A 24,890-nucleotide genomic window follows, 5' to 3' on the forward strand; every position below is an offset into this window, starting at 1 on the left:
CTTTTTTAATAAACAAGAAATAATCTCTATAGAGACAGGTGTGCTCAGGCGTAAGCTGTCCTTAAAGCACACGGCATAGAAAAAGAGATTCCTAGCACCCCGTATCTTCCTGCAAACTCTTATCCACCCATTCACGAAGCGCAGTAAAGAAGCTCTTATCCTTGGGATAATTTGCAAAGCTCAACTTCATTCCCGCCGTCTCTTCAATGCCTTTTAGAACTCTATCTCTACCAAGACTTTGTTCCGCCATCTTTAATACCCGAATATCCGATAAGGCTTCTTCCAAAACCACGGAACGCATCGACTCATAAGCAGTCCCATCCTTTCCGGGATAAACGATAAAGGGGTCTCCCGAAGGAAATGCCTCTCCCGCATCGGTAACCGCATAGGGATCAATATGCTCAATAGACTTTTCCGAATTATAGAAATTAAAGCCCCAATGCAGGAAGCCTTCTACCTGATAAATATAGCAAAGGACACCGAGGATTCTGTTTCTTGCAGAGGGCATTACAATAAAACGGTTAGGAACATCCACAGCCTGCCCCGTGCAGTAGTATGCCCAGAGATTTTTTACTCCTGCCTCCACAAAGGGCTCAATATGATTTACCGCCACAACCGGACGTTGTACATAGCCTCTTCGATAAATTTCAAAGCTGCTTAAAGCATCCATTACCTTGCAGTCCGCCAAAAGCGCTCTTACCGATTCGACTGCTGCACCGAAGCTGTCCATATTGTCCTCATTTGGCTCATCGGAGATATGAAAATAGCTGTTCCCCAAGATATTTTCCTCTTTTAAAAAGGCCTTTAATTCCGGTAGGAAGATTTTCAGGAATTCGGTATATTCTCCCCCCACAGCCGGACTATCCCAGGAGAAAAGTTTACATTCCCGACCCTCTTCCGTTTGGGCCATCACTTTCGGCGCCGCAACAGCTCCCCACTGAGAAAACAAGTGGGAAATCTCAAGATACTGAATTCCGTGTTTTCGACAAAGAGAAATCCATCTATGCAGTTTTTCGAACTTGAAACTGTATTTTCCATCCTGATACAGGATATCCACTAACTGAATCGTCGTTCTTTCCCCACCCTTTGCCGTGTCGAGAGGAGGCGTGAAAATCGGAGTGAGAAGCATATTCACACCGCAGCGCACTGCAGTCTTCATGAAATTTTCAATGATTCTCCAATGCTCTTCACTAAAGACAGGAACCCGATAATAATCCGCCAGACAATCCGCATGAAACCATTCCGTGTGCAGAAGTGTCTGCTCCGGGAGATTTCCTTCCAAAACTTCGGCAAACAAAGTGTATTCTTGCAGCCGATTCCCCAGCGCATCGGAAAGGATTAGTTGAATCGGATACTTTCCGGGTTGCCTATTTCCCTCTCCTAAATCAATATCGACCCACAGACTTCTCCATTGTCCCGGAACAGCCTGGATCTCCTCTTCCTCGGAAAAAGGAAGAAGAACATCCGGATACAGCCCCGCCTCTCTGGACAGGTAATTTTCATCCGCTACGCCATGACAGGGATAGGCGCAGGGCACCAATCCTACTTTCCTAAGCTGTATCTGTGCCTTCAGATCTGAAATCACTTCTATCCGAAAATGCCTGCCGCTGTGTCCTCTGTCATCATTTTGGCAACTGTAGGCAAGTTGGAAGGAGAGCCTCTCTCCTGCATATCCTTTTAAAACGGAATGGTCCATTTTCTCCGGTTCCTGATTCGGAAGAACCTTTTCCAGTGCATCCACTAATGCAAATTGATATGTTGTCATAGCATCACCCCAAATCTTCCTTTGCCTTTTTGACAATGTCTCCTACTCCGTTTAACACAATAGAGGGGCGGTAGGCATATTGTTTCACGGTTTCTTCATCCGAGATTCCCGACAGTACCAATACCGTGGACATTCCGCTCTCTAAACCGGAAATCACATCCGTATCCATCCTATCTCCAATCATAACCGCTTCTCCGGAGTGGCAGTTTAGAATACGAAGTCCCTTTCGCATCATTAAGGGATTCGGTTTCCCGCAGAAATAGGCTTTTTGTCCCGTAGCAATTTCAATCGGTGCAATCAGTGCTCCGCAAGCAGGCGAAATGCCGTCTTCCGTAGGTCCGGAGACATCCGTATTGGCTCCGATCAGTTTTGCCCCGTTCAAGACTAAATTGGTGGCTCTGGTTACCGTCTCCAGTGAATAAGTTCTTCCTTCCCCCACAACCACATAATCCGGATTGACGTCATTCATGGTAATTCCCGCATCATACAGCGCATTGAGAAGTCCTGCCTCCCCAATAGCATACACCGAGCATCCGGGACTTTGTTCTTTCAAAAAGGCCGCAGTAGCAAGTGCACTGGTATAAAAACGCTCTTCCGGTACATCCAGCCCCATTCTTTCCAGCTTCTGCTTCAGCTCTCGCCTGGTAAGTCCCGAATTATTGGTCAGGAATAAATATTCTTTTCCCTCCTCCTGCAACCATTGCACAAATTCCTTTACTCCCGGAAGCAAAGTATTTCCATGGTAAAGTACACCGTCCATATCGGAAATGAACCCCTTCATTTCATTAAAATTAATCATATACTTCTCCTTATCCATTGAGCAAACGGGTACCTTTTTCATGCCCGCAGTAAATACATTATCGTATGCTTTTCCTATAGTATTCACGATAAACGGAATACCGTATGCTTTTCCTATAGCATACATGATAAACACAATATCTTACCCTTATACACAATACTCATTATGAACAAAAATCCGCCAACAAGCAAGCTTGTCGCGGATTTTTTGTCTTTATCTTTATTCTTAATGAGTCTCATGCGAAAGGCACACGATATCTCGTTTTATAGGTCATCTTCAATTGCAGTGCTCTTTGCGTAGGCGGTGGATCGTGCTTCGAAGAAATCCGTTTTTACCATATTGGCATCGGCATACTGAGATACCCACTTCATGGACTCAGGCTCTTTCTCATAGCCCAAGTAAAGGGTTCCGAAGCCTAGGGAACTGTAGCGTAGATTTCCCAGATACTTGATGTAATCCTCCACCATTTTTCCATTTAAGCCGGGAATGGCTTCTCCGATAACATACTGTCCCCAAGCAATTTCCTGCTCTACACCTTCTTTTATCATGGCGGTGATTTCCTCGATATGCTTTTCATCGAAGAGCTCCGGCTCTTCCTTTTTCAGCTCCAGAAGAATGTTTCTAAACAGCCAAAGGTGTGTATTTTCATCGCGGTTAATATAACGGATTTCCTGCACGGAGCCCGGCATCTTTCCGTTTCTTCCGAGGTTATAGAAGAACATAAAGCCGGAGTAGAAGTAGATTCCCTCTAAGATGAAGTTTGCAATGCAGACACGGAGGAAGCTCTCCTTCGTTTGCTTTTCCACAAATTCATTGTAGAGGTTTCCGATAAATTCATTTCTGCGAAGCAAGTGCTCATCCGTCTTCCACTGGTAAAGAATGTCATTTCTTTCCGTCGGATTGCAAATGGTATCCAACATATAGCTGTAGCTCTGGCTGTGGATGCACTCCTGGAAGGTCTGGATAGAAAGGCAGAGGTTGACCTCATTTGCCGTAACATACTGCGAAATATTCGGCAGATTCGCAGACTGCAGGGAATCCAGGTATACGAGGAAGCTTAAAATCTTGTCATAAGCCGTCCGCTCCGGAGCAGTAAGATTCGGATAATCACTCTTATCCTGATTTAAGTTGATTTCCTCCGGCACCCAGAAATTGTTCATCGCCTGACGATACCAGTCCGAAACCCACTCGTACTTCATATTGTTAAAATCATTGATGTTTGTCGTGTTGAAATTGATCATCCTACGATTCCGAACATCAATATCCCCTTCCGGGTTAAATAAAGGCTTACGCTTAATCTCTTCCATTCTATATTTCCTTTCCTACTGCATGAATGCAGCAGAGTAATCTATTGTCTTTATGATCCTTAAAAAGGCATAGTTCAATTTTTATAGATAAACAGCCTCATGTATAAGGGAGGAATTTATGAGACTTCCTCCGTATATGCTGTGAAAAGGCTATTACGAGGCTTCCGTTAGGAGCCCCATGCTAGCAACGAGTGCGATGCGTGTCTGAGCGAAGCGAGTTCGCAAGGAGCACGAGTGCATCGGCGCATGGGGCGAGTAGGAAACGCAGTAGGCCTTAAGCGGCATATGCAGAGGAATCGATTACTCCCTTATGCAGAGCAAGACTCACATTCATCCGGATCCAATGCTTTAGAACGCACATAGTAAATCGTCTTCACACCGGACTCCCAAGCCAAAGTATAAAGGTTCAAAAGCTCACTCATCTTGTAATCATTGGTAATCCAGAGATTTACACTCTGTGCCTGATCAATATGTCTCTGGCGAAGTCCCGCAGCCCGTACCGACCAGGTCTGGTCAATCTGGTGTGCTGACTTATAGTACCAATAGCTCTCCATGGAAAGCTCCGGAGCAACTCTCGGTAAGATCGCTCCCTTCTTCTCCTCTAAGAAGAAACGATTCATAATCGGATCCAATCCCGCTGTGGTTCCAATTAGAATGGATGTGGAGCTGGTCGGTGCCGTTGCCAAAATCCATGCATTTCGGATTCCTTCATGCACTTCCTTCTCCAGCGCCTTCCATTCGGAAGAGCTATAGTCTCTTCTACGGAAATACTCTCCGCTTTCCCACTCGGAGCCGGCAAATTCTCTATAGCTTCCGCGCTCCTTGGCAAGCTCTGCACTCGCCTTAATTGCCGCAAAGTTAATATTTTCAAAAACGGTATCCACAAAGCGCAAATGTTCCTCGGACTCCCACGCAATATGGTGCTTCGCAAGCATGTGGTGATAGCCGGAAACACCGAGCCCGATGGCGCGATACTTCTTATTGGTCAGCTCCGCTTCCTTAACCGGATAGAAGTTTAGGTCAATGACATTGTCGAGGGCACGAACCACGGTCTTCGTGATTTTCTGTAGCTCTTCCTTATTTTCCACATCAATATTTCCAAGGCAGAGAGAAGCCAAATTACAAACCACAAAATCGCCGGGCTTTACGGTGCTGACAATGACCTCATCACCCTCTTCCGTAATGACCTTTCGCTCCAAAATTTCCGCTTCTTTCATATTCTGTGCGATTTCCGTGCAGAGGTTGGAGCAGTAAATAATCCCCTTATGCTTGTTCGGATTCATGCGGTTTACCGTGTCTCTGTAAAAGGCAAACGGTGTGCCGGTCTCTACCGCAGACTTTAAAATCAGCCGCACAATATCCTTTAACACATAAACTCTCTTACTGATTCGGTTATCGCGCACACAGTCTTCATAGCGGCTTTCCCATTCTTCCCCGTAGAAATCCTCTAGGCAGTAGCCCTTAATCAGGAAAATGTCGTGCGGATCCATCAGATACCATTCCTGATTTAAGTCTTCCTTTACCTTCTTCCAGAAAAGGTCCGGGTAGCAAACTGCCGGGAAAACATCATGTGCTTTCATACGGTCATCGCCGTTATTGGTACGAAGCTGTAAAAATTCCGGCAAATCCTTATGCCATGCATCAAGATAGACTGCCACGGCACCCTGCCGCATTCCAAGCTGGTCTACCGCAACCGCTGTATCATTTACCACACGAATCCAACGAGTAACTCCGCCGCTTGCCCCCTCAAAGCCGCGAATCTTTCCGCCGCGGGAGCGTACCTTTCCGAAATACATTCCCATACCGCCACCGTACTTGGAAACATCGGCAAAACGGGAAATGCTCTGGTAAATGCCGTCCAAAGAGTCCGCAACCGTATCAATAAAGCAGGAGCTAAGCTGATGGTAAGGCTTTCTGGCATTGGACTGGGTCGGGGTCGCCATGGTTACCTGATGCAGGCTCATGATGTCGTAAAATTCCTTGACATAGAAGGCGCGGTTCTTTTCTTCCTTCATGGCAAGGTGCATGGCAATACCGAGGTACATCTCCTGCGGAGACTCGAGCGCGATATGCTGTCTGTCTCGAATGACATAACGGGAAAGAAGTAAGTCCAGTCCGGAGTAGGTGAAGAGGTCATTTCTTCCCTCGTCAATCACCTTCGCAAGCTCTTCCACTTCTTCCTTCGTATAAGCCTCCAAAATATAGCTTCCGTAAAGTCCCTGCTCAGTCAGATAGCAAAGCTTCTCATAGAAGCCGTGAAGGGCACGACTCTCTTCCGTCCTCTTTAGTTCCTTATGGAAATGGTAGGAAAGCAGTCTTCCCGCAATCTTCTCCCAGTTCGGCTCCTCCTGCGTGGTAAGCTCTGCCGCCGCTCTTGTAAGAAGAGCGAGGCGCTTCGGAATTTCCTGTTCTCCCTTACTTAAGGAAAGATACTTTGCGGAAAGACGGGAGAGGTCATAATCCGGAAAATCCTTCTGGATCTTCTTTAAAACTTCCTCTATGCCTTCTTCTCCGATTTCTTCCTTGATTCTCTGCCTTAAATGGCGAAGCAGAGTCCGCTTCTCTCTATAGAGGATATAGGCTCTCGCTACACGGTAGTCCCCGTTTTGCATGAGGGCTTCCTCTACCGCATTTTGAATCTCTTCCACGGAAACACGAAACTTATCCTCTAAGGTCTCCTCCACCTTTCCCAAAAGAAAATGGAGTTTCTCCTCCTCTACTGTAATTCCCTCCGAAAGAAAGGCCTTTTCCATGGCTTTTTCAATCTTCTCTCCTCTGTAATCCTCTTCTCCGAGTCCCCTCTTAATGATTGTTTTCATTTGAACCGCTTCCTTTATCTGATGTACACTTGATTTTGTAAGACATTCCGTAAGCTGACCTACGATTTTTTCCGTAAAACATTTTTCAAAAGACGGGTAGAATGGCAAAAAAAATACAGCTTTAAGCAGTAAACAGGGCTGTAAAAGGGTATCTTTTTAATACGGAAGGAATCCCTCTAAAATACAAAATCTTGTGTCCGTTAATTGGCACCAACACAATATATCAAGGATTAGCATTTTTCTCAAGGACTTTTTATATAGAAAAAAACTACAATTTTTTATAAAAAACCCCGATGCCGCATTTTGCAACGGGTATCGGGGTTTTAAATCTTATTCATAACGAGTATCGTGCGCAAAGCGTGCGATATCTCGTTTAGGAAAGCAAAGCAGTCCTATTAGCCAAAATTACCTTAGCGATTTGACATGCCTCGCAAATACAAGTCTCCTCGCCCTTTTCCTTTGCTTCCTTGGCAGCCTTCAAAACTGCCGCAGCCTTCTCTTCCCCAAAAATCTGTCTTCCATGCTCGCTTCCCGCAAAAGCAATCAAACCATCAATACTGGTAATATCCTCTTCCAGTTCCTGTAACAGTGCTTCTGCTTTACCCTTTTCGTCCGCAGTCCCGTAGACCTCCAGATAGGCCTGCACAGCTTCTTTTCCTTCAGGACAAAGACTGTTGGCTTTAAGTAATTTTTCCACTTCCTGTTTTACTTCCATTTTCGTCATATGCTCCTCCTTCATAAACAGCTCGAATTTCACTTTTTACTACTATCTGTATAGTATAGCATTAAATTTTCCTAGTTTTAACACTGTCCTTTTCATCGTTTTTTCCTTCGATTCCAAAACCATATCCTCTACTTTTGGTGTATTGTCTTCGTAATGTACAGTTATTTAGCGGAAACCATGGACTTCCGGAATTTCTTGCTTTGGGTCCGACTATGCTCTGCTCCATTGCCGGAAGCGGAATATGTTGCTTTCCATCTTCTCCGGCACCGTCCTGTATATGCTGTTTCAACAGGGGATTTTTGCTTTACCGTTTTAAAGCTTATACGTTTAGACAGGCTACGCAGCTTTAAAGATAGCGATTATCGATTGCTCTACTCATGTAAGCACCTTTTTTGAAAAATCCGCCTTCCTTTAGACCCCAAGCAATTGCTGAACAGGCAAGCTCTTCTTTAGCATTCATTTTCGCACTTAGAGAAGTGAGAACTATCCCTTGGGGGAACAGCTGTGCACTCAGGTATTCATACAGCCTATCTGCCTCTCCCTTCTCCACCAACTTCGTAAGATAAGTAGGATTGGTATCCCACCATTCAGATGGCTTACAGAAGGATGCACTGGCACGCATTTCTCCAGTAGAGAGCTTCTCTGCGCAAAGCATACACAAATTTTCCAGCTGTGCCTCCTCTATCACACCATTTGTAATCGAATAAGCATAGTACGCACAGGCCAGACCTTCATCTTCAGCTTCCTTTAAAAGGTAAAGATTCGAAACACCTCTCTTTTTGTATTTCTTCCATTTTGCGGCAATATCATGAAAAACCTTTCCACTATAGCGATTAGAGTTTCCCTGCTCTAAAGCTTCTTCCAGCGCAGAAAGATCCACCTCTTTCTTTTCCCAATTATCAATTAAGTTATACTGTAACTCTGCCATCCTCTTCCTCCAAATCTTAAGGTAAAACACAAGACTAATTCCTTTGCAGTCCATTATATTGCGGAAATCATAAACTACAAGAGAAAGGCAACTATATTCGTCTATGGATTACTCTCGCATACGCAGGACAAATTTTGGAGGGACGCTCTTTGGTTCTTGATTGCCTTTGTATGGATAAGGAGGGAAATATTCACAATATTGAACTGCAAAATGACTCTCTAGGTGCCAGCCCAAAACGAGCACGCTATCATTCCGGACTTATAGACATGAATATTTCAAAAAAAGGAAAATCTTTTGATTATTTACCGGAAAGCTATGTTATTTTTATCAAAAAACACTGTACTCTCCCTGTTTATTGGGATTATACAGTGTTTTTTTAAAGGCTCGCTTTCTAAGAAAAGAATCGTATGTCTCTAGTATCTTTGTAGTATCTCTTTAGTATCTCTGTTTAGAAAAATAGAATAATAAATACCCCAACTTTTCTAAAACTCCAGTTGTCTCTTTATCTGCGCCTTGTGTTCCGCCTTGATTTTCTTTAAGGTCTCGGGCTCTTCAAAAAGCTCCAATGCCGTAAAAGCAAGAACCTTCGCCCCAAGCAGGATAGATTCTAAGCCGAGGCTTGAACAGGAAGCCTTTACAAATTCAGAGCTGTGAGCAGGAATCTTCTTTTTGCTGATGCAAATACTCGGCTGAATGGTGGGCACCACCTGCGAAACATTTCCCACATCGGAAGAGCCCATCTGCAGTGCCTTCCAATCACAGGGGGTAAACTTCTCGCCGAAGCGGTTCAAATGTTTCTCATAAAGGTCATCAAAGGAAGGGGTAGGCACGATATTTTCCACCCAATTCTGATAAGCTTTCATCCTTCCCTTCGCTCCCATAGAAAGGGCAGAGCCTGCTACAACATTTTCCACCTTCTTATATAAGGCTTCAAGGCTCGGTTTTGCACTGGTACGAAGATAGAATTTTGCATGGGCATAGTCCGGTACAACATTCGGGGCAGAGCCACCGGAAAGAATAACGCCATGGATTCGGGTATCATCAGTCAAGTGCTGTCTTAATGCATTGATGGAATTATAGGTCTGAATAAGCGCATCCAAGGCATTGATGCCTTCTTCCGGCTCTCCTGCCGCATGGGCGGATTTTCCCCAAAACTCGATGTCCACCGGCACACAGCCTAAGTTTCTTCCCGTCCTCTTGTGCTCATCAGCAGGGTGAGCACAAAGCGCAAAGTCTACATCCTTAAAATAGCCCTCTCTCACAAAGGAGCCCTTCGCAGAGCCCTCCTCGCCGCCTTCTTCTCCCGGTGTCCCGTAAACACGGATTTCACCGCCCACTTCATCAATCACTTCCTTTAAGGCTACAGCGGAAAGAGAGGCCGTTGTACCGAAAAGATTGTGTCCGCAGCCGTGTCCCAGCCCTTCTAAGGCATCATATTCCGCAAGGAACACTACAACCGGCCCTTTTTTCTTACTCTTATAGCTTGCTACAAATCCTGTCCTATGTCCTGCTGCAGGCATTTCCACAGAAAAGCCGAAGGAGGAAAGTGTCTTTGACAGCTCTTCCGATGCAAAAAACTCATAGTTACTGACTTCCGGCTTTTTATGAATGGCCAGCGCCAGATCCTGAAAAAGCTTTCCCTCTTTTTCTATCTTCTTTACAATTCTTTCTTCTCTATCTGAAATCTGCGCTTCTCCTATTCCTTTCTTTCCCATATTCTTTTCCTCCGTTTCTTCTTTTAAAAATAGGAGGAGCAAGGCTCCTCCTTAGGTTCATCGACCCCTCTATATCCTATACAAATTAGTCCCAAACCGGGATGGACTGTCCGTCGTAGTGCTCTAAAACAACCTGCTTAACTTCGTCGGAATTGTAAGCCTTCTTAATCTTCTGGAAGTCTTCGCTCTCAATGCGATCCTTCTTTGCCACAATGATGTTCCAGTAATTCTTCATATCCGGCTCTTTGTAATCCTCATAAACGATGGCATCGTTCTTAAGGGTTAATCCCGCATCCTTCGCTACACCGTTGTTAATGCAGGCAAATGATAAGTCAGGGAGAGACGCCGGAATCTGGGTTGCTACCATTTCCACAATCTCCACATCCTTGTTATACTTTTCGATATCCATTACGGTCGGAGTCAATCCCGCTTCCTTCTTCAAGGTCAGGAAGCCGTTCTTCTCGAGGAACTTCAGTGCTCTTCCTCCATTAGTTACATCGTTCGGAATAGCAATGATTAAATGACCTGTTGCCTCGTCCAAGCTCTTATACTTGGAAGAGTAAATTCCCATCGGAGCAACCTGCGTATAAGCAAGAATTCCCAAATCGGTATAGCCTCTCTCCTTCACAAAGTTATTGAAATAAATCTCTGTCTGGAAAGCATTTAAATCAATTTCTCCGTCCTCTAAAGCCTCATTCGGTTTAACATAATCGCTGAACTCTACCATCTCGAGCTTAATATTGTCTTTTGCAAGCAGCTCATTTGCCTTTTCCCACTCCTCGTGGTCGGAACCGTTTACACCGAGCTTGTAGGTACGAAGCTCCCCGGCATCCGCCTTCTCTTCTTTTGCAGCTTCTGTTGCCTTCTCACTGCCCTGCTCTGTACCTGCCTCCGTTGCCTTCTCTGTAGTCTTTGTGCTTGCACCGCCGCATGCCGCTAAGGAAGCTGCAGCAAGTGCTACGGTAAGTCCTAATGCTAAAATTCTTTTTTTCATAATCCTCTCTCCTCTAAACAAAACTGTATATAGTACTTTTATCGATGGCTTACCAGCTTACTTAAGCTGTCTCCCACCCATTGTACGAAGAACACCATGACAAGCATGATGACTATCGTCAGAAACATGACATCGGTCTTATTTTGCCCATAGCCGTAACGGATGGCAAAGTCTCCGAGTCCGCCGCCGCCTACCGATCCGGCTACCGCCGAATAACTGATAAGACCGACCAGCATAATGGTCACCGCCTGAATAATGGCGGAAAATCCTTCCTTCAGCATAACCTTGAAAATGATGGCAATTTCCGAAAAACCCATTGCTCGGTATGCCTCAATCACTCCCTTGTCAATGCTTTGGAGCGCAAGCTCCGTCTGCTTCGCCATAAAGGGAATGCAGGCAATAATCAGAGGAACAATGGCTCCCTTCATTCCTATTGTCGTCCCCACAATGGCACGAACAAGCCAGGGAATGGATGCAATCAAGATGACGAAAGGGATGGAACGCACCGTATTCACAATCTTGGAAAGAATGGAATAGAGCGGCGGGAAGGATAAAAGTTCTCCCTTCTTTGTCACTGCAAGGACAATTCCCAAAGGAACGCCGAGTGCTGCCGCAAACACGCCGGAGATACTGACCATGATGAGCGTCTCATTCAAGGATTTCACAATATAGGGCCAAAGCTTTTCTACATTCGGAAACATACTGTTTAGCCATTCCATATTTTGTCCTCCTCTCTTCTCTCTTCTTTTCTTTCCTCTATCTTATGTCCTCCAAGCTCTTCCACCTTAATCTCTCTACTCTTTAAGTATGCCACCGCATCCAGAATATCTTTCCCTTCTCCCTTCATATCTATCGTAAGGGTTCCAAAGGGGACACCTGAAAGAATTTCGATATTACCGAACAGGATAGACACCTCTACGGGGTAGTTTCGAACCAAATCCATGATAGCCGGATCATTGGCTTTCTCTCCAATAAAGGTAAGTTCATAAAGATTTCTCTTGTTCTTTTCCGCAAGGGCAATCGCTTCCTTCCGGTAAAGCGTTTTCTCACGGAACTCTTTCGTGATGCTGGACTTCGGTTCGGAAAATACCTCTACAAGACTTCCTTCCTCGATAACCTTTCCCTCCTCCATCACGGCAACCTTATTGCAAATGCTCTTCACCACTTCCATTTGGTGGGTAATCATCACTACCGTAAGCTTCAGCTTTTCTTGTAAAGAACGGAGCAATTCAATAATCTGTGTTGTAGTATTCGGATCCAACGCGGAAGTCGCCTCATCGCATAGAAGAATCCTGGGTCTTCCTACCAAGGCTCTTGCTATAGCCACTCTTTGCTTCTGACCACCCGAAAGCTGTGAAGGATAAGCTCTTGCTTTATCTTCCAGTCCCGTTAAACGAAGCATTTCCTCGACTCTTTCCCTGATTTCTTTTCCGGAAATTCTACCCTGATTTTTGAGTGGTGCAGCAATATTTTCAAAAACATTTGCAGAATTTAAAAGGTTAAAATGTTGGAAAATCATCCCCATTCTCCGCCGTACAGCTCTAAGCTCTACTTCCGAATACGCAGTAATGTTTTTCCCCTCTACGATAACCTCTCCGCTTGTCGGTTTTTCTAAGAGATTAATGCAACGAACCAAGGTAGACTTTCCTGCACCGGAATAGCCGATAATCCCGAAAATATCTCCCTCTTCAATCGTCAAGCTGACATCTCTCACCGCATGAACGCCCTCACCGACCTTCTCCGAAGGGAAGGTTTTTACGATATTCTTTAATTCAATAATCCCCATAACTTTCTCCTCCGGCTTCCAATTGCGCACTTTATGTACGACGCTCGTTATGCATTAAAAATCCCTCCATATTCATCCTTTTCGGGAGTACCCCGGAAAGATTATGAATATTTTGGGATTATAGCCATTTTTTTGAATCCTGTCTAATCGCTGTTCTATATGTCCTGTTATAGGAATAAACTATAGCAGAACAGAAAATCAAGAATTTGGATAAAGCTCCTCAAAGGCTGCCTGCACAATAAAACGCTGGTTTCCTCCTGATGGACCTGAACAGGTTGAAAGCGTAATCAGATTCGGACGTGTAGAAAAGTCAATCGCCCCTTTCGGATAATTTCTATAGGATGAAAGTTTGCTTGTCAATTGCACATAACGATCGTATCCGCTATCTCCTTCAAAGTCCGCGTAAATGTCACTCTCCGTGGTTGTTAAATAATAAGAATAAATGCGATAGCGATAAATTCCATCCGGTTTACAGAGGAAAACATAAGGATTCGAATCCGCAAGACTCGGATCCTTCAAAAAATTCTTCAGCTTTCCGAACATGGACCCATTTTTCATATTGTGGCCAAAGATAAAGGTATTTTTATTGTCATAGCTTCCCTTTGCATTGGCATCCAAAAATATGGAGCCGGCAAAGTTTGCCTTTCCTTCAAATGTTCGGTGCAAATAATCTTCATTATCCTTGCTGCGCACAACCGGATAACTTATACCGATTGCAGGCACATAGATAACGGCAGTAAAATCTCCGTTAATCTTCGCTAAAGTATCATAATTAATCTGAAATTTGGGATGTGCAATGTCAACAGGCTCCGGTGCCTCTGTCTCCGGTTCACTTTCCTTCTCTTCCACGGAGCCCTCCTCTTTCTTTTTTTCTTCCTTCTGCTGTACCGTCTCCGGCTGGACAACAATGTGTTCTTCCAAAGCGGCATATTCGTCATCTGCCGCTTTATACTCTAAAAAGTCCCGCAGAAATAATCCGCCGAAAACCAACATGGAAATGAATAAAACAAGGGGGATAATCTTATGAATTATGCTCTCCCGCTTTCTTTTATAAGACCTTTTAGAAGGCTGCGGTTCTCTTCTATCTCCGGAAGACGCATCTTCCGTCTTTTCTTCTATGGTTTGTATATTTTGTCCTGCTGCTTTCTTCTCTTCATTTCTATTCTCTTCGTTTCTGTTCTCTTCCATTTACCTGATTCCTTCTTTCTCTAACAGGCACACACACTCGCAGTTCATTGTCGCTAGTATAGGAACGCAAAGTTTCAACCTTGTTGCTTGATTGAGGATACAATTTATTATGTATTTCATCAACCATTTTTACGTTTTTTTCATCTTTCCCATAATGATACTATCTATGCTTTGCTCAAGATTCCCCTTATAACTAAGATGTCTCCGGCTTCTCCTGCACCACTTGTTATAAGTTAAAGGCGACCAACTTTTTACGGTTAATCGCCCTTGCCTTAGGAATGATTTAATTGTCTCTTTCTCCATATGGTGCAGATTCCTCTGCTGCTTCCATCCGGTAGCTCGACTCTGTATCATAAATCGTAGGCTTCTCCTGTTCCTCTGTTCGGAATTCAGCAATTCCAAGCCCGAAGTACTTCTCGAAAAATGCTTTCAGTTTTTCGATTACACCTTTCTTTTTCTCGGTTCTGCCGCCACCGCCGAAACGGGAAACCGGAGGCATGAGTTTGTCGATTTCCGTTCCTGCCGTTTTGAACACTCCATCACGAAATGCATTATCAACCAATCTTCTGGTTTCTTCCTCTTTTAGCTTTTCGCTGGTGATAATTTTCGATAAATCATTCTCTTCCTGCTTCAGAACAAAGCGTCGCCAGTCTGTCGTTACCTGCGTATCCACATTGACATGACTGATAAATGCTTCGATAAGCTCCTTCTTGCTACGTAGCTGCATACTTGCGTCAACTGCTCTACGGATAGAAGAGAGAATTTCTTTATCTTCACAGTTACCGTCGTGATATTTTTCAACCAACATCAAGATGTAGTCGATATTGATTTCCACTTGCTTGATTAGCTCGATTTCAAATTCAATATCATCCGTTATATCCTCTTTTTCAGCATCTTCTTTTCTACGGTACTTGTCGTAGAGGTCAAGGTAGATACTCTGATAATCCTGTAAATCCCGTTCGGCAACACTGTCCATTTCGATAAACTGGTCAAAGGACGAAAGAATGTTTCTCATGCTGAGGATGGCACCGAACAGCTTGATAAAGTCCTTCTCTGCCTGTTCTCCAACAATCGGCGTACCAAGAGGGAATTCTGTTTCCAGCTTTTCAAGCAAGTCAACGTAGCCCGGATGATATTTCCCGTGGTTATCCTCGTAGCCGTTCCAGTAATCGTTGAAGCTCTTGAGAAGAACAATACCGCTTGCATTCTTATCGCCAAAGAGAGCGATTGCGTCATCCGTAGCCTTCTGCAAATCACGGAAACAAACAATGTTACCGTAGGTCTTAACAGAATTTAAAATACGGTTGGTTCTGGAATAGGCTTGAATCAGTCCATGCATTTTGAGATTCTTATCCACCCACAGCGTATTCAACGTTGTAGCATCAAAACCCGTGAGGAACATATTTACAACAATCAACAAATCCACTTCACGGTTCTTCACTCGCATAGACAAGTCTTTGTAGTAGTTCTGAAACTTGTCGGAAGAGGTATCAAAGTTCGTGTTGAACGTAGCATTATAATCCTTAATTGCACTATCTAGAAAGTCGCGGGAAGTTTGGTCCAGGGCGTCGGTATCAAAACCCTCCTCTTGCAGGACATCTTCCGGATCCTCTTCATTTGCAGAATAACTGAAAATCGTTGCTATCGTAAATTGGCGGTGGCTTGCGGCAATCTGCTTTTTAAACTCTGTATAATACTTCATGGCCATAGGAATGGTACTAACAGCGAATATTGCATTGAAGCCGGCCATACGTTTCCCCTTCAGGGAGTAGAAGCTGTTTCGTTTGGTTTTCTGATCAAAATGCTCCAGAATGTATTTTACAATTTCTCGAATACGTCTCGGTGCCCCCATCGCCCGTTCAATGTCGATTGCTGAAACATTTTTGTCCTTGATATTCTCTTTTTCCTTGACCGTATTCACATAATCAATACGGAACGGAAGCACATTCTCATCATTGATGGCATCCACGATGGTATAGGTGTGGAGCTGATCACCAAAGGTCTGCGGCGTAGTCAGCAATTCCATGTGCTTTCCTTTTCCTGCATTAACGGCGAAAATCGGCGTGCCGGTAAATCCAAACAGGTGATAATTCTTGAATGCCTTGATGATTTTAGCGTGCATCTCTCCGAATTGACTGCGGTGACACTCATCAAAGATAATAACCGCGTGCTTGCCAAACACCTCATGTCCCTTGTTCTTCGTGATAAAGTTGTCCAGCTTCTGGATGGTCGTGATGATAATTTTATACGGATGATAACCGCCTTTTTCGTCTCTGTCTTCAAGCTGTCTTTGCAATATTCTGGTAGAAGCATTGCTGTTGGCAGAGCCTTTCTCAAAGCGGTCATATTCTTTCATGGTCTGATAATCCAGGTCTTTTCTATCAACCACGAACAAAACTTTGTCCACATTGGGAAGTGCGGAGGCAAGCTGTGCTGTCTTAAAGGAGGTCAGCGTTTTTCCACTTCCCGTGGTGTGCCAAATATATCCTCCTGCATCCGGTGTTCCCATCTTCTTGTAGTTGGTGGATACGTCGACGCGGTTCAAGATACGCTCAGTCGCCGCAATCTGATAGGGACGCATCACCATCAAAATATCCTCTGTCGTAAAAACACAATACTTGGTCAGTACATTCAGAATCGTATGCTTCGAAAGAAAGGTTTTTGTAAAATCAATCAGGTCGGCAATCACCTTATTGTTGCCGTCTGCCCAGAAGGAAGTAAACTCAAAGCTATTGCTGGTTTTCTTCGATTTCTGCTTTGCAGATTCGCCCATCTCCTTGATATGACTGTTCCGTGTGGTATTGGAGTAATACTTGGTGTGCGTTCCATTTGAGATGATAAAAATCTGCACATACTCATATAAACCGCTTGCCGCAAAGAAGCTGTCTCTCTGATAGCGTTTGATCTGGTTAAAGGCTTCCCGAATGGCAACGCCCCGGCGTTTCAGCTCTACATGGACAAGAGGCAGACCATTGACCAAAATGGTCACATCATAGCGTGTATCGTGCTTACCTTCAGATTCTTCATACTGGTTAATGACCTGAAGATGGTTATTGTGAATATTCTTTTTGTCTATAAGCTGAATATTCTTGGAACTTCCGTCATCCCTGCGAAGCACCTTCACATGATCGGTCTGCATGGTGCGGCTTTTCTCTACGATACCCTCGTTCGCATTAGCAAGAATCTCCGTAAAGAACCGCTTCCACTCACTGTCGGTAAAAGCATAATCATTCAAAATCTCCAACTGTTTTCTAAGGTTGGAAATCAGACTGTTTTCATCATGAATCGTAAGGTACTCATATCCTTGCATGGTCAGCAATCGGATGAATTCCTTTTCTAAAGCTTCTTCACTCTGGAAGCTGTCAGAGCGCGAGCTTTCCGGCGTATATTCCGCAACCACGGTACTCTCATTGCTTGCGGCAATGATGTTGTAAGTGCTCATAATTCCACAACTCCTTTCATTAAGAATCTAATATTTCTTCTATCAATGGCTCAACACCAAAATTTTTGATATCCTCAATCATGTGTTGCGCATTAAATCGGTTAATATCTCGGGCTACCAAGCGCAAAATATTTGCTGCGGTCTCATTTACTACATAAGGAAAGCCATTACGAAGAATCGAATAGGCAAAGGAAGCAAATGGGTCATAGGCAGCGAAAGTTCTTCCACAAACATCTCGATATGTTTTATCTACGCTCTGAATGATATGCAATGCGTGTTCGTCATTTATTTTCATAAACGCTAACAACACATCAACGAATCCTTTTTTCTCATGAAGAATAGCTTTAGATATTATTTCTGCACTCAGATCATAGATGTAACTTTCAACTTCGTCATCGAAAACTTTTCTGCTTATTTTTTCGTCAATTCGTGTTTGGTTTTCTCCTTTTTGCTTATAAGAAACCGCTTTCTCAAAGAAGATAGATAACTGTCCTGCATCTGCATAACGGTATGCAGCATCTGAATTTGTGGCTCTTTCTGCAATGCTTCTGTAAATATGGTGAGAATCTCTTGGGTCGCTCGTCATAATGAAGTTTATAACACGACCAAGGGAATACACATCACTACGCTTATCACCGTCTTTGAGCATCATAAACTGTTCTGGTGCACAGTAGTTAATCTGTCCCACCGCTTTTGTATGCATTGTTTGATAAGAGGTAAAAACATTTAGGTCTTTTCCCAATCCAAAATCTGCGATTTTAACCGTTCCTGAGATAATAAAAATGTTATTTGCGCTAATATCCCTGTGGATGATATTGCGCTTGTGTACTTCTGTCATGATATGCAGAATTTGGCGAATACAATTTAGCTTTATATCATCCGATAAATCAAATGATTTAACATACTTGTCCAACGTCATTTCAGCATACTCCATTGTATAGGAGCTGCTTCCTTCATCAAATGTGTGGACTCGAATAATTCCAAATGCATCTTGCAGGGATTTAGTTATATTGTATTCTCTCTTGAAACGACTTCTGATGCCGGTATCTGTCAAATAATCGTCTTTCAATTTCTTCACTACTAATCCTGTAGATTTTTGTCGATATACATTGGCAAATCCACCATTTCCAATTAGTTCTAAATCGTCATTTTCCTTAACAAGATGATATCGCCCATTGTTACGGGTTATTTTGCATAAATCTCTGTGGATAATGCGATTAAACTCGGCGTATATAACCTCGACCTTTTCAGCCGCCTCTACTTCTGATAGCGATTGTTCCTGCATTAAGTAAGTCTTGCCCAGAACAATATTGAAGAATCTATCTATTTGGTGGCTATTGATTAAATCAACAAGTTTATCGTGAACATACATCCATCTTGATGGAAAACCGGAACGATAAACGTCTTTCGTGCCGAAATTGGTGTTAAAAAAATCTACCAGTTTATACCCTTGTTTATAAGAGTAAAAGCCCGCAATATCACCACAGAAAATATTTGAAATTTCTTTTAATGAATCGGAACTAAGCATGATACTCCTTTCTATTTTCCTGACTCAAAAGTAAGCAGCTTGTCTCGATAATATTCGTATTGCTTTGTCCTCGCCTCAATCTCTGCCGGAAGTCCGGAAGAAATGTCATTGCAAAGAGAATCAAAACGGTCTAGGATGGAGACAATGCGTTTCTGTTTCTCGATGGTCGGAACGGCAATAATTGCTTTGCTGATATTATCGTTATATAGCCTTGAAATTGTTCCGCCAGTGGATACATTCCATGGTTGTAACTGATAACAGTAATGCAGGTAGCTATTTAAAACGATGCTTTCATCGTTTGCAATCCAGACAATATTGGAGTCCTGATAGTAAGCATCCTCTCCATCAAAAATAACCGTTCTGCCAATTGTTCCGGCGGCAGAAATCAGAATATCACCCTTTCTCGGATAAGCGTAGGCTTCTTTATATTCTTTAAATTTTTCTCTGGAAATATAGGCATCGGGCTCTTTGCCGAATGTTCCAATCTTAAAGAAAGGCACATCACCAGTAGGGCTTGTTTCAGCTTTCATAATTCGCTTGCACATGGAAACCTTTCCAATACTGCCAAGTTCAATGCAAACATAACCAAAAACATATTGACACAACCGAATCAACGCATTATGTCTGTCTGTCTGTCTGTCTGTCTGTCTGTCTGTCTGTCTGTCTGTCTGTCTGTCTGTCTGTCTGTCTGTCAAGATTGTCTTGCCGGTTGCGGCGTAAGTCAAGAGAGCATCTCGATAGTATTCGTACTGCTTTTGCCTTGCTTCAATCTCGGCAGGGAGACCTATGTTCAGATCGGAGCAGATAGCGTCAAAGTTGTCAAGGACATTGACAATACGTTTCTGAACATCAAGTGATGGAATTGCCACTTGAAACTTATTGAGCATTGGTCTACGAATTGATGGCACTGACCCCTGATACATTTGCTGACCGATGTATTTCGGGAAAATAGTAACAAAATAATGGTACAGATATTTACCTACAAGCTCGTCTGCTGCCGGATGAATTCTGTACGCTCTTTGATGAAGTGCATATTTTCCATTGATATAGTGGAATACTTTTCCAACGCCCACGCCATCTCCAGCGGTGATAATTGCTTCCTCATCATACTCGTATTCATTCTTAGCAAGCGGTTGCTGAGAGCGAACAAAAAATGGATAGCATCCACCCTGAACCGCATCATCAGTGTTGCTCGAACCGGTTGATATTTCTGCAATCTCAGAAAGTACTCGCCATTCAACATGGCTTGTTGTCCCCTCTTGGGCATTGCCGAAGGTCAGTAGCTTATTCCGATAATACTCATACTGCTTCTTTCTCGCTGTAAGCTCCGCTGTAAGCTCCGCTGTAAGCTCCGCTGTAAGCTCCGTGAAATTGTCCAGAATATGGACAATTTCACTCTGCACAGGCAGAGGCGGAACTGGAATCTGTAATGCTCTAAAATCTCCACCTGTCAACTTAGGTATATTGCCATGAATTAAAGGAGTTACATCGATAGTCTGCATATAATGAAACAGATATCGAAGAAGGACACCGTCAGTTCCTTCAATGATATGTGCGTGATTGTTTACCCATATTTTCCCTTCTGCCCATGTTACAACCGGCGTTCCTGCTTTTGTAATTACGCTTCCATCTTCTCCGACAAGAACAAATGTGCCATCAAAAATATAATCTGAAACATAATCCTGAATGCCGTTTGCACCATAATACGGATATTCGCCTGCTTCTCTTGCTGCTTTTGTAACAGGTTTCCTTTTTTTATCAAGAACTGTACAGCAATCTTCAAGTTTCCTATACTCCACCCCCTCCGGGCAGTACTTCTGAATCAGTTCATCCAGTTTACTCTGTTTTCTCTCATTACTCATTGTTCTCACCGTCTTCCTCTATTTGAAGGGGATGCTGCATATAGAAAACCGCTTTCTGCCGTTCGTTTTCCTGCTTCAGCTGTTCCTCGATAGGTAGATAAGGCAGATATTTCGATATGCTCACTATTGTCCAAATCTATGTGTATCCTTCTCAACTCTTCTACGTTCTTCTCAACTCTTCTGCGTTTTTCTCAACTCTTCTACGTTCTTCTCAACTCTTCTACGTTCTTCTCAACTCTTCTACGTTCTTCTCAACTCTTCTACGTTCTTCTCAACTCTTCTACATTTTTCTCAAAACTCTTCTGCGTTCTTCTCAACTCTTCTATGTTTTTCTCAACTCTTCTATGTTTTTCTCAACTCTTTTAACGAATTATTCTTAAAACTAGAATTTGAGTATATAGTGCTGTGTACGATCATTCTGTGATGTTCCATGCCATTCTAATAAATCTTTATCTGCAAGATTTTTAAGTAACTTTCTACAGAAGGTAGACCCTTTTTCGACAAGTTCAATTGCTTTTTTAGTAGTCATTTTTTCTCCGCTATTATACATAAAATGCAAGATTACTTTTTCATCTCCATTTAATTTTTCAAACTTTTCTTCTGAAATCATATTTTTTATTTTATCTACTGTTCTCATCGTTCTATTTAAAATATTGTTCTCCAATACAAGAAGGACATTACTATTTGGTTCAGAATACTTTGGTTTCTTTAAAAACAACTTTTCCATTTCAGAATAAATTCTCTTAACGCCTTCATTCATTTCTTTGACCCAACCAAATTCACATAATGTTCTGGCAATCCTTGGATTTCTTGAGTATCTTTGACTCAATATATTCTCAATGGTCACAATATTAGGTAATAGTCCCGGACTTAGGATTTCTAATCTATCATCAAAAATCAGCACCTTAATATGTTCTCCGCAAATCGAGTAATTCCTGTGTGTCAAAGCGTTAACTATGCCTTCAAACCATGCAAACTCCGGATATTCTGGCATTATTTTAAATTTTCCATCTTTATCTAGATATTGAAAATCTCTTAATTGAGTATTTATAAATTCTCTTGATTCTCTAATAATATTGGGAATTGCTCCATCAAATGTTTTCTCTTTTATAATATTTATTTCGGTTCCTACCATTTGGTGCATTCCATTATACTTAATAACCCTTAGTCTCGCTTGCGGTAAAAACTTAGACGGATTTTTACCAAAAAGCAGAATTCCTGCATTGGTTAATTTCCCATCTATCAGTAAGTTTCTTGCTTTTAATACTTCTTCACTGGAAAGTGCAGAAATATCCATAATATCCTTATAATCATTAATTAGAGTATCATCTAAATCATCCAAACTTGACAATTGAACGATTTCATCCTCAAAGTATCTCTGTCCCCTATCGTACTGCAATTGAAGAATCTGCTCGAAATTTAATTCTTTGGATTTATCATTTTGCCTAAGGAAAACCCTGCCATCATACGATTTTACTACCCTATCTGAAGAGACTTCTATAGAAATAATTAATATCTTATCATCCTCATTTCTATTATTTTTCACATCCATAACATCAAATCTCGGATTTATAGGGGTTTCTCTTAATTCAGTTAAAAATATATTTCTATACTCATCAATTACATGAGCACCTTTATAATTAAATCCCGTAATCGTTCCGTCATCTTCAATACCTATAGCCAGTTGCCCTCCCTCCGCATTGGCGAATGCAACTAAATGCTTTAGTATGTCTATCGGTTTAATTCTGGCACTTTTTCTATCAAAAAATTGATTTTCTCTTTCAGAACAATAATAAGATAAATTGTTTATATTATTGATATACATCATTTTCCTCCAGGATATTAATATATAAACTTAACATTCCGACATCTTAAAATACTTCAAAGCATTCAAAATGGCTTCTTTTTCACTGGAAACTCAGCACTAATACATCTTCTCAAGTCCAATTTAATGTGTCCAAATCAGATTATGAACGCATGAGTTCACGATCTCAACATCCGGAAATCACTGATAAACATTAATTGCCATCATTCCACCTCGATTTCCGCGATAATCTTTGCTATTTCATCCCGAAGAACCTGTTCACGGGCAACGATTTGCTCGATTTCAGCATTGAGCTTTACAATGTCGATTTTCTCTCTGGTATCCTCGGCCTCCACATAGGTAGAAACGGAAAGGTTGTAGTCGTTCCCCTCGATTTCCTCATAGCTTGCCAGATGTGAGAAGTGTGCTTCCTCGCTTCGCTTTGCAAAGGAATCTACGATTCTTTCGATGTTTTCCTGTGTCAGTTTATTGTTATTCGTTACCTTGACGCACTCTGCGGAGGCATCAATGAACAGCGTTTTGTTGTCGGCTTTACCCTTTTTCAGAACCATAATGCAGGTCGCAATAGAAGTTCCGAAAAACAGATTGCTCGGCAACTGGATAATGCAATCGATAAAGTTATTGTCAATCAGATATTTTCTGATTTTCTGCTCCGCACCGCCACGGTACATTATGCCAGGGAAGCAGACGATAGCCGCCGTACCGCCTGTTGCCAGCCATGAAAGAGAGTGCATGATAAAGGCAAGGTCTGCTTTCGATTTCGGTGCAAGAACACCGGCCGGAGAGAAACGAGGATCGTTAATCAGAAGCGGGTTATCGTCGCCAGCCCACTTGATGGAATAGGGCGGATTAGAAACAATCAGTTCAAAGGGTTCATCATCCCAATGCTGTGGTACGGTCAAAGTATCCTCACAGGCAATGTCAAACTTATCAAAACCAATATCATGCAGGAACATATTGATACGGCAGAGGTTATATGTAGTGATATTGATTTCCTGTCCATAAAAACCGTTTCTGACAGCATCTCTGCCCAAAATCTTTTCCGCTTTCAGAAGAAGAGAGCCGGAGCCACATGCAGGATCATAGACTTTATTGATTTCCGTCTTACCCACCGTTCCAAGTCTGGTAAGCAACTCGGAAACATCAGCGGGAGTAAAAAACTCGCCGCCGGATTTTCCGGCACCGGATGCGTACATGGTCATCAGATATTCATAAGCATCGCCAAAGGCATCAATATCATGCTCCTTCACATCCCCAAGATTCATATTTGCTACACCATGCAGAAGTTTTTCCAGACGTTCATTTCTCTTTGCAACAGTAGAGCCGAGCTTATTGCTGTTCACATCAAAATCATCAAACAATCCGGCAAAGCTGCTTTCGGAAGATGATCCTTTTGCAGAGCTTTCGATATGGTTAAATATACGCTCCAAGGTTTCATTCAGATTTTCGTCATTATCGGATTCCTTGTTCACATTACAGAAAAGCTCCGATGGAAGAATGAAAAAACCTTTTTCTTCTACCAAGCCCTCACGAGCTTCTTCTGCATCGGCATCGGACATTTTAGCATAGTCAAAATCATCGTTTCCGGCTTCTTGTTCACCGGAATTGATATAGTTTGTCAGATTTTCGGAAATATAGCGGTAAAACATGGTTCCAAGTACATAGTTCTTAAAATCCCAACCATCCACAGCACCACGGAGCTCATCAGCAATTGCCCATATTGCACGATGCAGTTCGTCACGCTCTTGTTCTTTCTTTGTATCAATCATGCATTTCTCTCTCCTTTTCGTTCTCTGAATAGTTTGTCATGAAAAAGTAAAAAAATCAAATGAGAACTTAACATTTCTACTATTTGCACGAGAAAAAAACGACAGTTGTTACCATCGTCTTTTCTCACCATTTGTATGAAATTTTCAGAATTTTTTTCTTCCTCCTCTATCAGCATCTTCAAAATGGTCAAAATGCTTGTAAAACTACGCAAAATGACAGATTCTTACGATCCCCCCTTCTCCAGCAGCACCACCACCTCGCAATACATTGTCACTAGTATGGGAACACAAAGTTTCAAGCTCGTTGCTTGATTGAGGATACAATTTATTACTCATCTTTTATTTTCTTATTTTTCTAACGATTCCGGATCTAATAAGAAATATTCTATGTAAATCTTACGTTCAATAATCATCTCGTGCCTTTATATTTGTAAAATTT

The 24,890-nt window shown here is 42.6% G+C and carries 16 protein-coding genes and 1 pseudogene; 1 reads left to right on the forward strand and 16 read right to left on the reverse strand.

Translation table 11 applies throughout. From position 1 onward, the window contains the following. Positions 1-91: 91 nt before the first annotated feature. The 6 genes from HMPREF9624_RS06195 to HMPREF9624_RS06225 form a co-directional block, all read right to left on the reverse strand. Positions 92-1,765: a DUF4091 domain-containing protein gene (locus HMPREF9624_RS06195; protein ID WP_009537008.1), complete on the reverse strand. Its 1,674-nt coding sequence runs from the start codon at positions 1,763-1,765 to the stop codon at positions 92-94. Between the two features lie 4 nt (positions 1,766-1,769). Further along, positions 1,770-2,564 carry an HAD-IIA family hydrolase gene (locus HMPREF9624_RS06200; RefSeq protein ID WP_330361853.1) on the reverse strand — a complete coding sequence of 265 codons (795 nt, stop codon included), beginning with the start codon at positions 2,562-2,564 and terminating at the stop codon, positions 1,770-1,772. Positions 2,565-2,827: 263 nt separating this feature from the next. After that, entirely contained in the window at positions 2,828-3,871 is a 1,044-nt protein-coding gene (locus HMPREF9624_RS06205; RefSeq protein ID WP_009537010.1) for a ribonucleotide-diphosphate reductase subunit beta, read from the reverse strand. Positions 3,872-4,179: 308 nt separating this feature from the next. Beyond that, the gene (locus tag HMPREF9624_RS06210; protein WP_009537011.1) at positions 4,180-6,690 is read right to left on the reverse strand and encodes a ribonucleoside-diphosphate reductase subunit alpha; all 2,511 of its coding nucleotides are present in this window, start codon (positions 6,688-6,690) and stop codon (positions 4,180-4,182) included. Positions 6,691-7,063: 373 nt separating this feature from the next. After that, on the reverse strand, positions 7,064-7,414 hold the full coding sequence (locus tag HMPREF9624_RS06215) for a hypothetical protein (protein ID WP_009537012.1): 351 nt from the start codon (positions 7,412-7,414) through the stop codon (positions 7,064-7,066). A 346-nt stretch (positions 7,415-7,760) separates the two neighbouring features. Beyond that, the gene (locus tag HMPREF9624_RS06225) at positions 7,761-8,342 is read right to left on the reverse strand and encodes a hypothetical protein (protein ID WP_009537013.1); all 582 of its coding nucleotides are present in this window, start codon (positions 8,340-8,342) and stop codon (positions 7,761-7,763) included. Positions 8,343-8,476: 134 nt separating this feature from the next. On the opposite strand from HMPREF9624_RS06225, the pseudogene HMPREF9624_RS06230 reads away from it, so the two are divergent. After that, positions 8,477-8,671: pseudogene (locus HMPREF9624_RS06230) on the forward strand (hypothetical protein); the annotation flags it as partial. A 153-nt stretch (positions 8,672-8,824) separates the two neighbouring features. On the opposite strand, the gene HMPREF9624_RS06235 reads toward HMPREF9624_RS06230, so the two are convergent. From HMPREF9624_RS06235 to HMPREF9624_RS06280, 10 genes are all read right to left on the reverse strand, one after another. Continuing rightward, positions 8,825-10,057, reverse strand: a complete 1,233-nt coding sequence (locus tag HMPREF9624_RS06235) for a M20 family metallopeptidase (RefSeq protein ID WP_330361854.1) — start codon at positions 10,055-10,057, stop codon at positions 8,825-8,827. A gap of 85 nt (positions 10,058-10,142) precedes the next feature. After that, positions 10,143-11,051, reverse strand: a complete 909-nt coding sequence (locus HMPREF9624_RS06240) for a MetQ/NlpA family ABC transporter substrate-binding protein (RefSeq protein WP_009537016.1) — start codon at positions 11,049-11,051, stop codon at positions 10,143-10,145. A 38-nt stretch (positions 11,052-11,089) separates the two neighbouring features. Next, positions 11,090-11,770: a methionine ABC transporter permease gene (locus tag HMPREF9624_RS06245; RefSeq protein WP_009537017.1), complete on the reverse strand. Its 681-nt coding sequence runs from the start codon at positions 11,768-11,770 to the stop codon at positions 11,090-11,092. Further along, positions 11,758-12,837: a methionine ABC transporter ATP-binding protein gene (locus HMPREF9624_RS06250; RefSeq protein ID WP_009537018.1), complete on the reverse strand. Its 1,080-nt coding sequence runs from the start codon at positions 12,835-12,837 to the stop codon at positions 11,758-11,760. The genes HMPREF9624_RS06245 and HMPREF9624_RS06250 overlap by 13 nt, the downstream gene beginning before the upstream one ends. A 198-nt stretch (positions 12,838-13,035) precedes the next feature. Next, positions 13,036-14,025 (reverse strand): class B sortase, encoded by a 990-nt coding sequence (locus HMPREF9624_RS06255; protein WP_009537019.1) that lies wholly within the window; start codon positions 14,023-14,025, stop codon positions 13,036-13,038. Between the two features lie 283 nt (positions 14,026-14,308). Continuing rightward, the gene (locus HMPREF9624_RS06260; RefSeq protein WP_009537020.1) at positions 14,309-17,467 is read right to left on the reverse strand and encodes a type I restriction endonuclease subunit R; all 3,159 of its coding nucleotides are present in this window, start codon (positions 17,465-17,467) and stop codon (positions 14,309-14,311) included. Between the two features lie 19 nt (positions 17,468-17,486). Then, entirely contained in the window at positions 17,487-18,995 is a 1,509-nt protein-coding gene (locus HMPREF9624_RS06265; RefSeq protein WP_009537021.1) for a protein kinase domain-containing protein, read from the reverse strand. An 11-nt stretch (positions 18,996-19,006) separates the two neighbouring features. Then, complete coding sequence (locus HMPREF9624_RS11755) at positions 19,007-20,857, reverse strand: restriction endonuclease subunit S (protein ID WP_154646757.1); 1,851 nt, start codon at positions 20,855-20,857, stop codon at positions 19,007-19,009. Between the two features lie 382 nt (positions 20,858-21,239). After that, complete coding sequence (locus HMPREF9624_RS06275; protein WP_242822627.1) at positions 21,240-22,685, reverse strand: ATP-binding protein; 1,446 nt, start codon at positions 22,683-22,685, stop codon at positions 21,240-21,242. 200 nt (positions 22,686-22,885) lie between these two features. Then, positions 22,886-24,451, reverse strand: coding sequence for a type I restriction-modification system subunit M (locus HMPREF9624_RS06280; RefSeq protein ID WP_009537024.1), 1,566 nt, complete (start codon positions 24,449-24,451; stop codon positions 22,886-22,888). Between the last annotated feature and the right edge of the window lie 439 nt (positions 24,452-24,890).

Origin of the sequence: Oribacterium asaccharolyticum ACB7, from assembly GCF_000238075.1 — a bacterium.
Classification (GTDB): Bacteria; Bacillota; Clostridia; order Lachnospirales; family Lachnospiraceae; genus Oribacterium; species Oribacterium asaccharolyticum.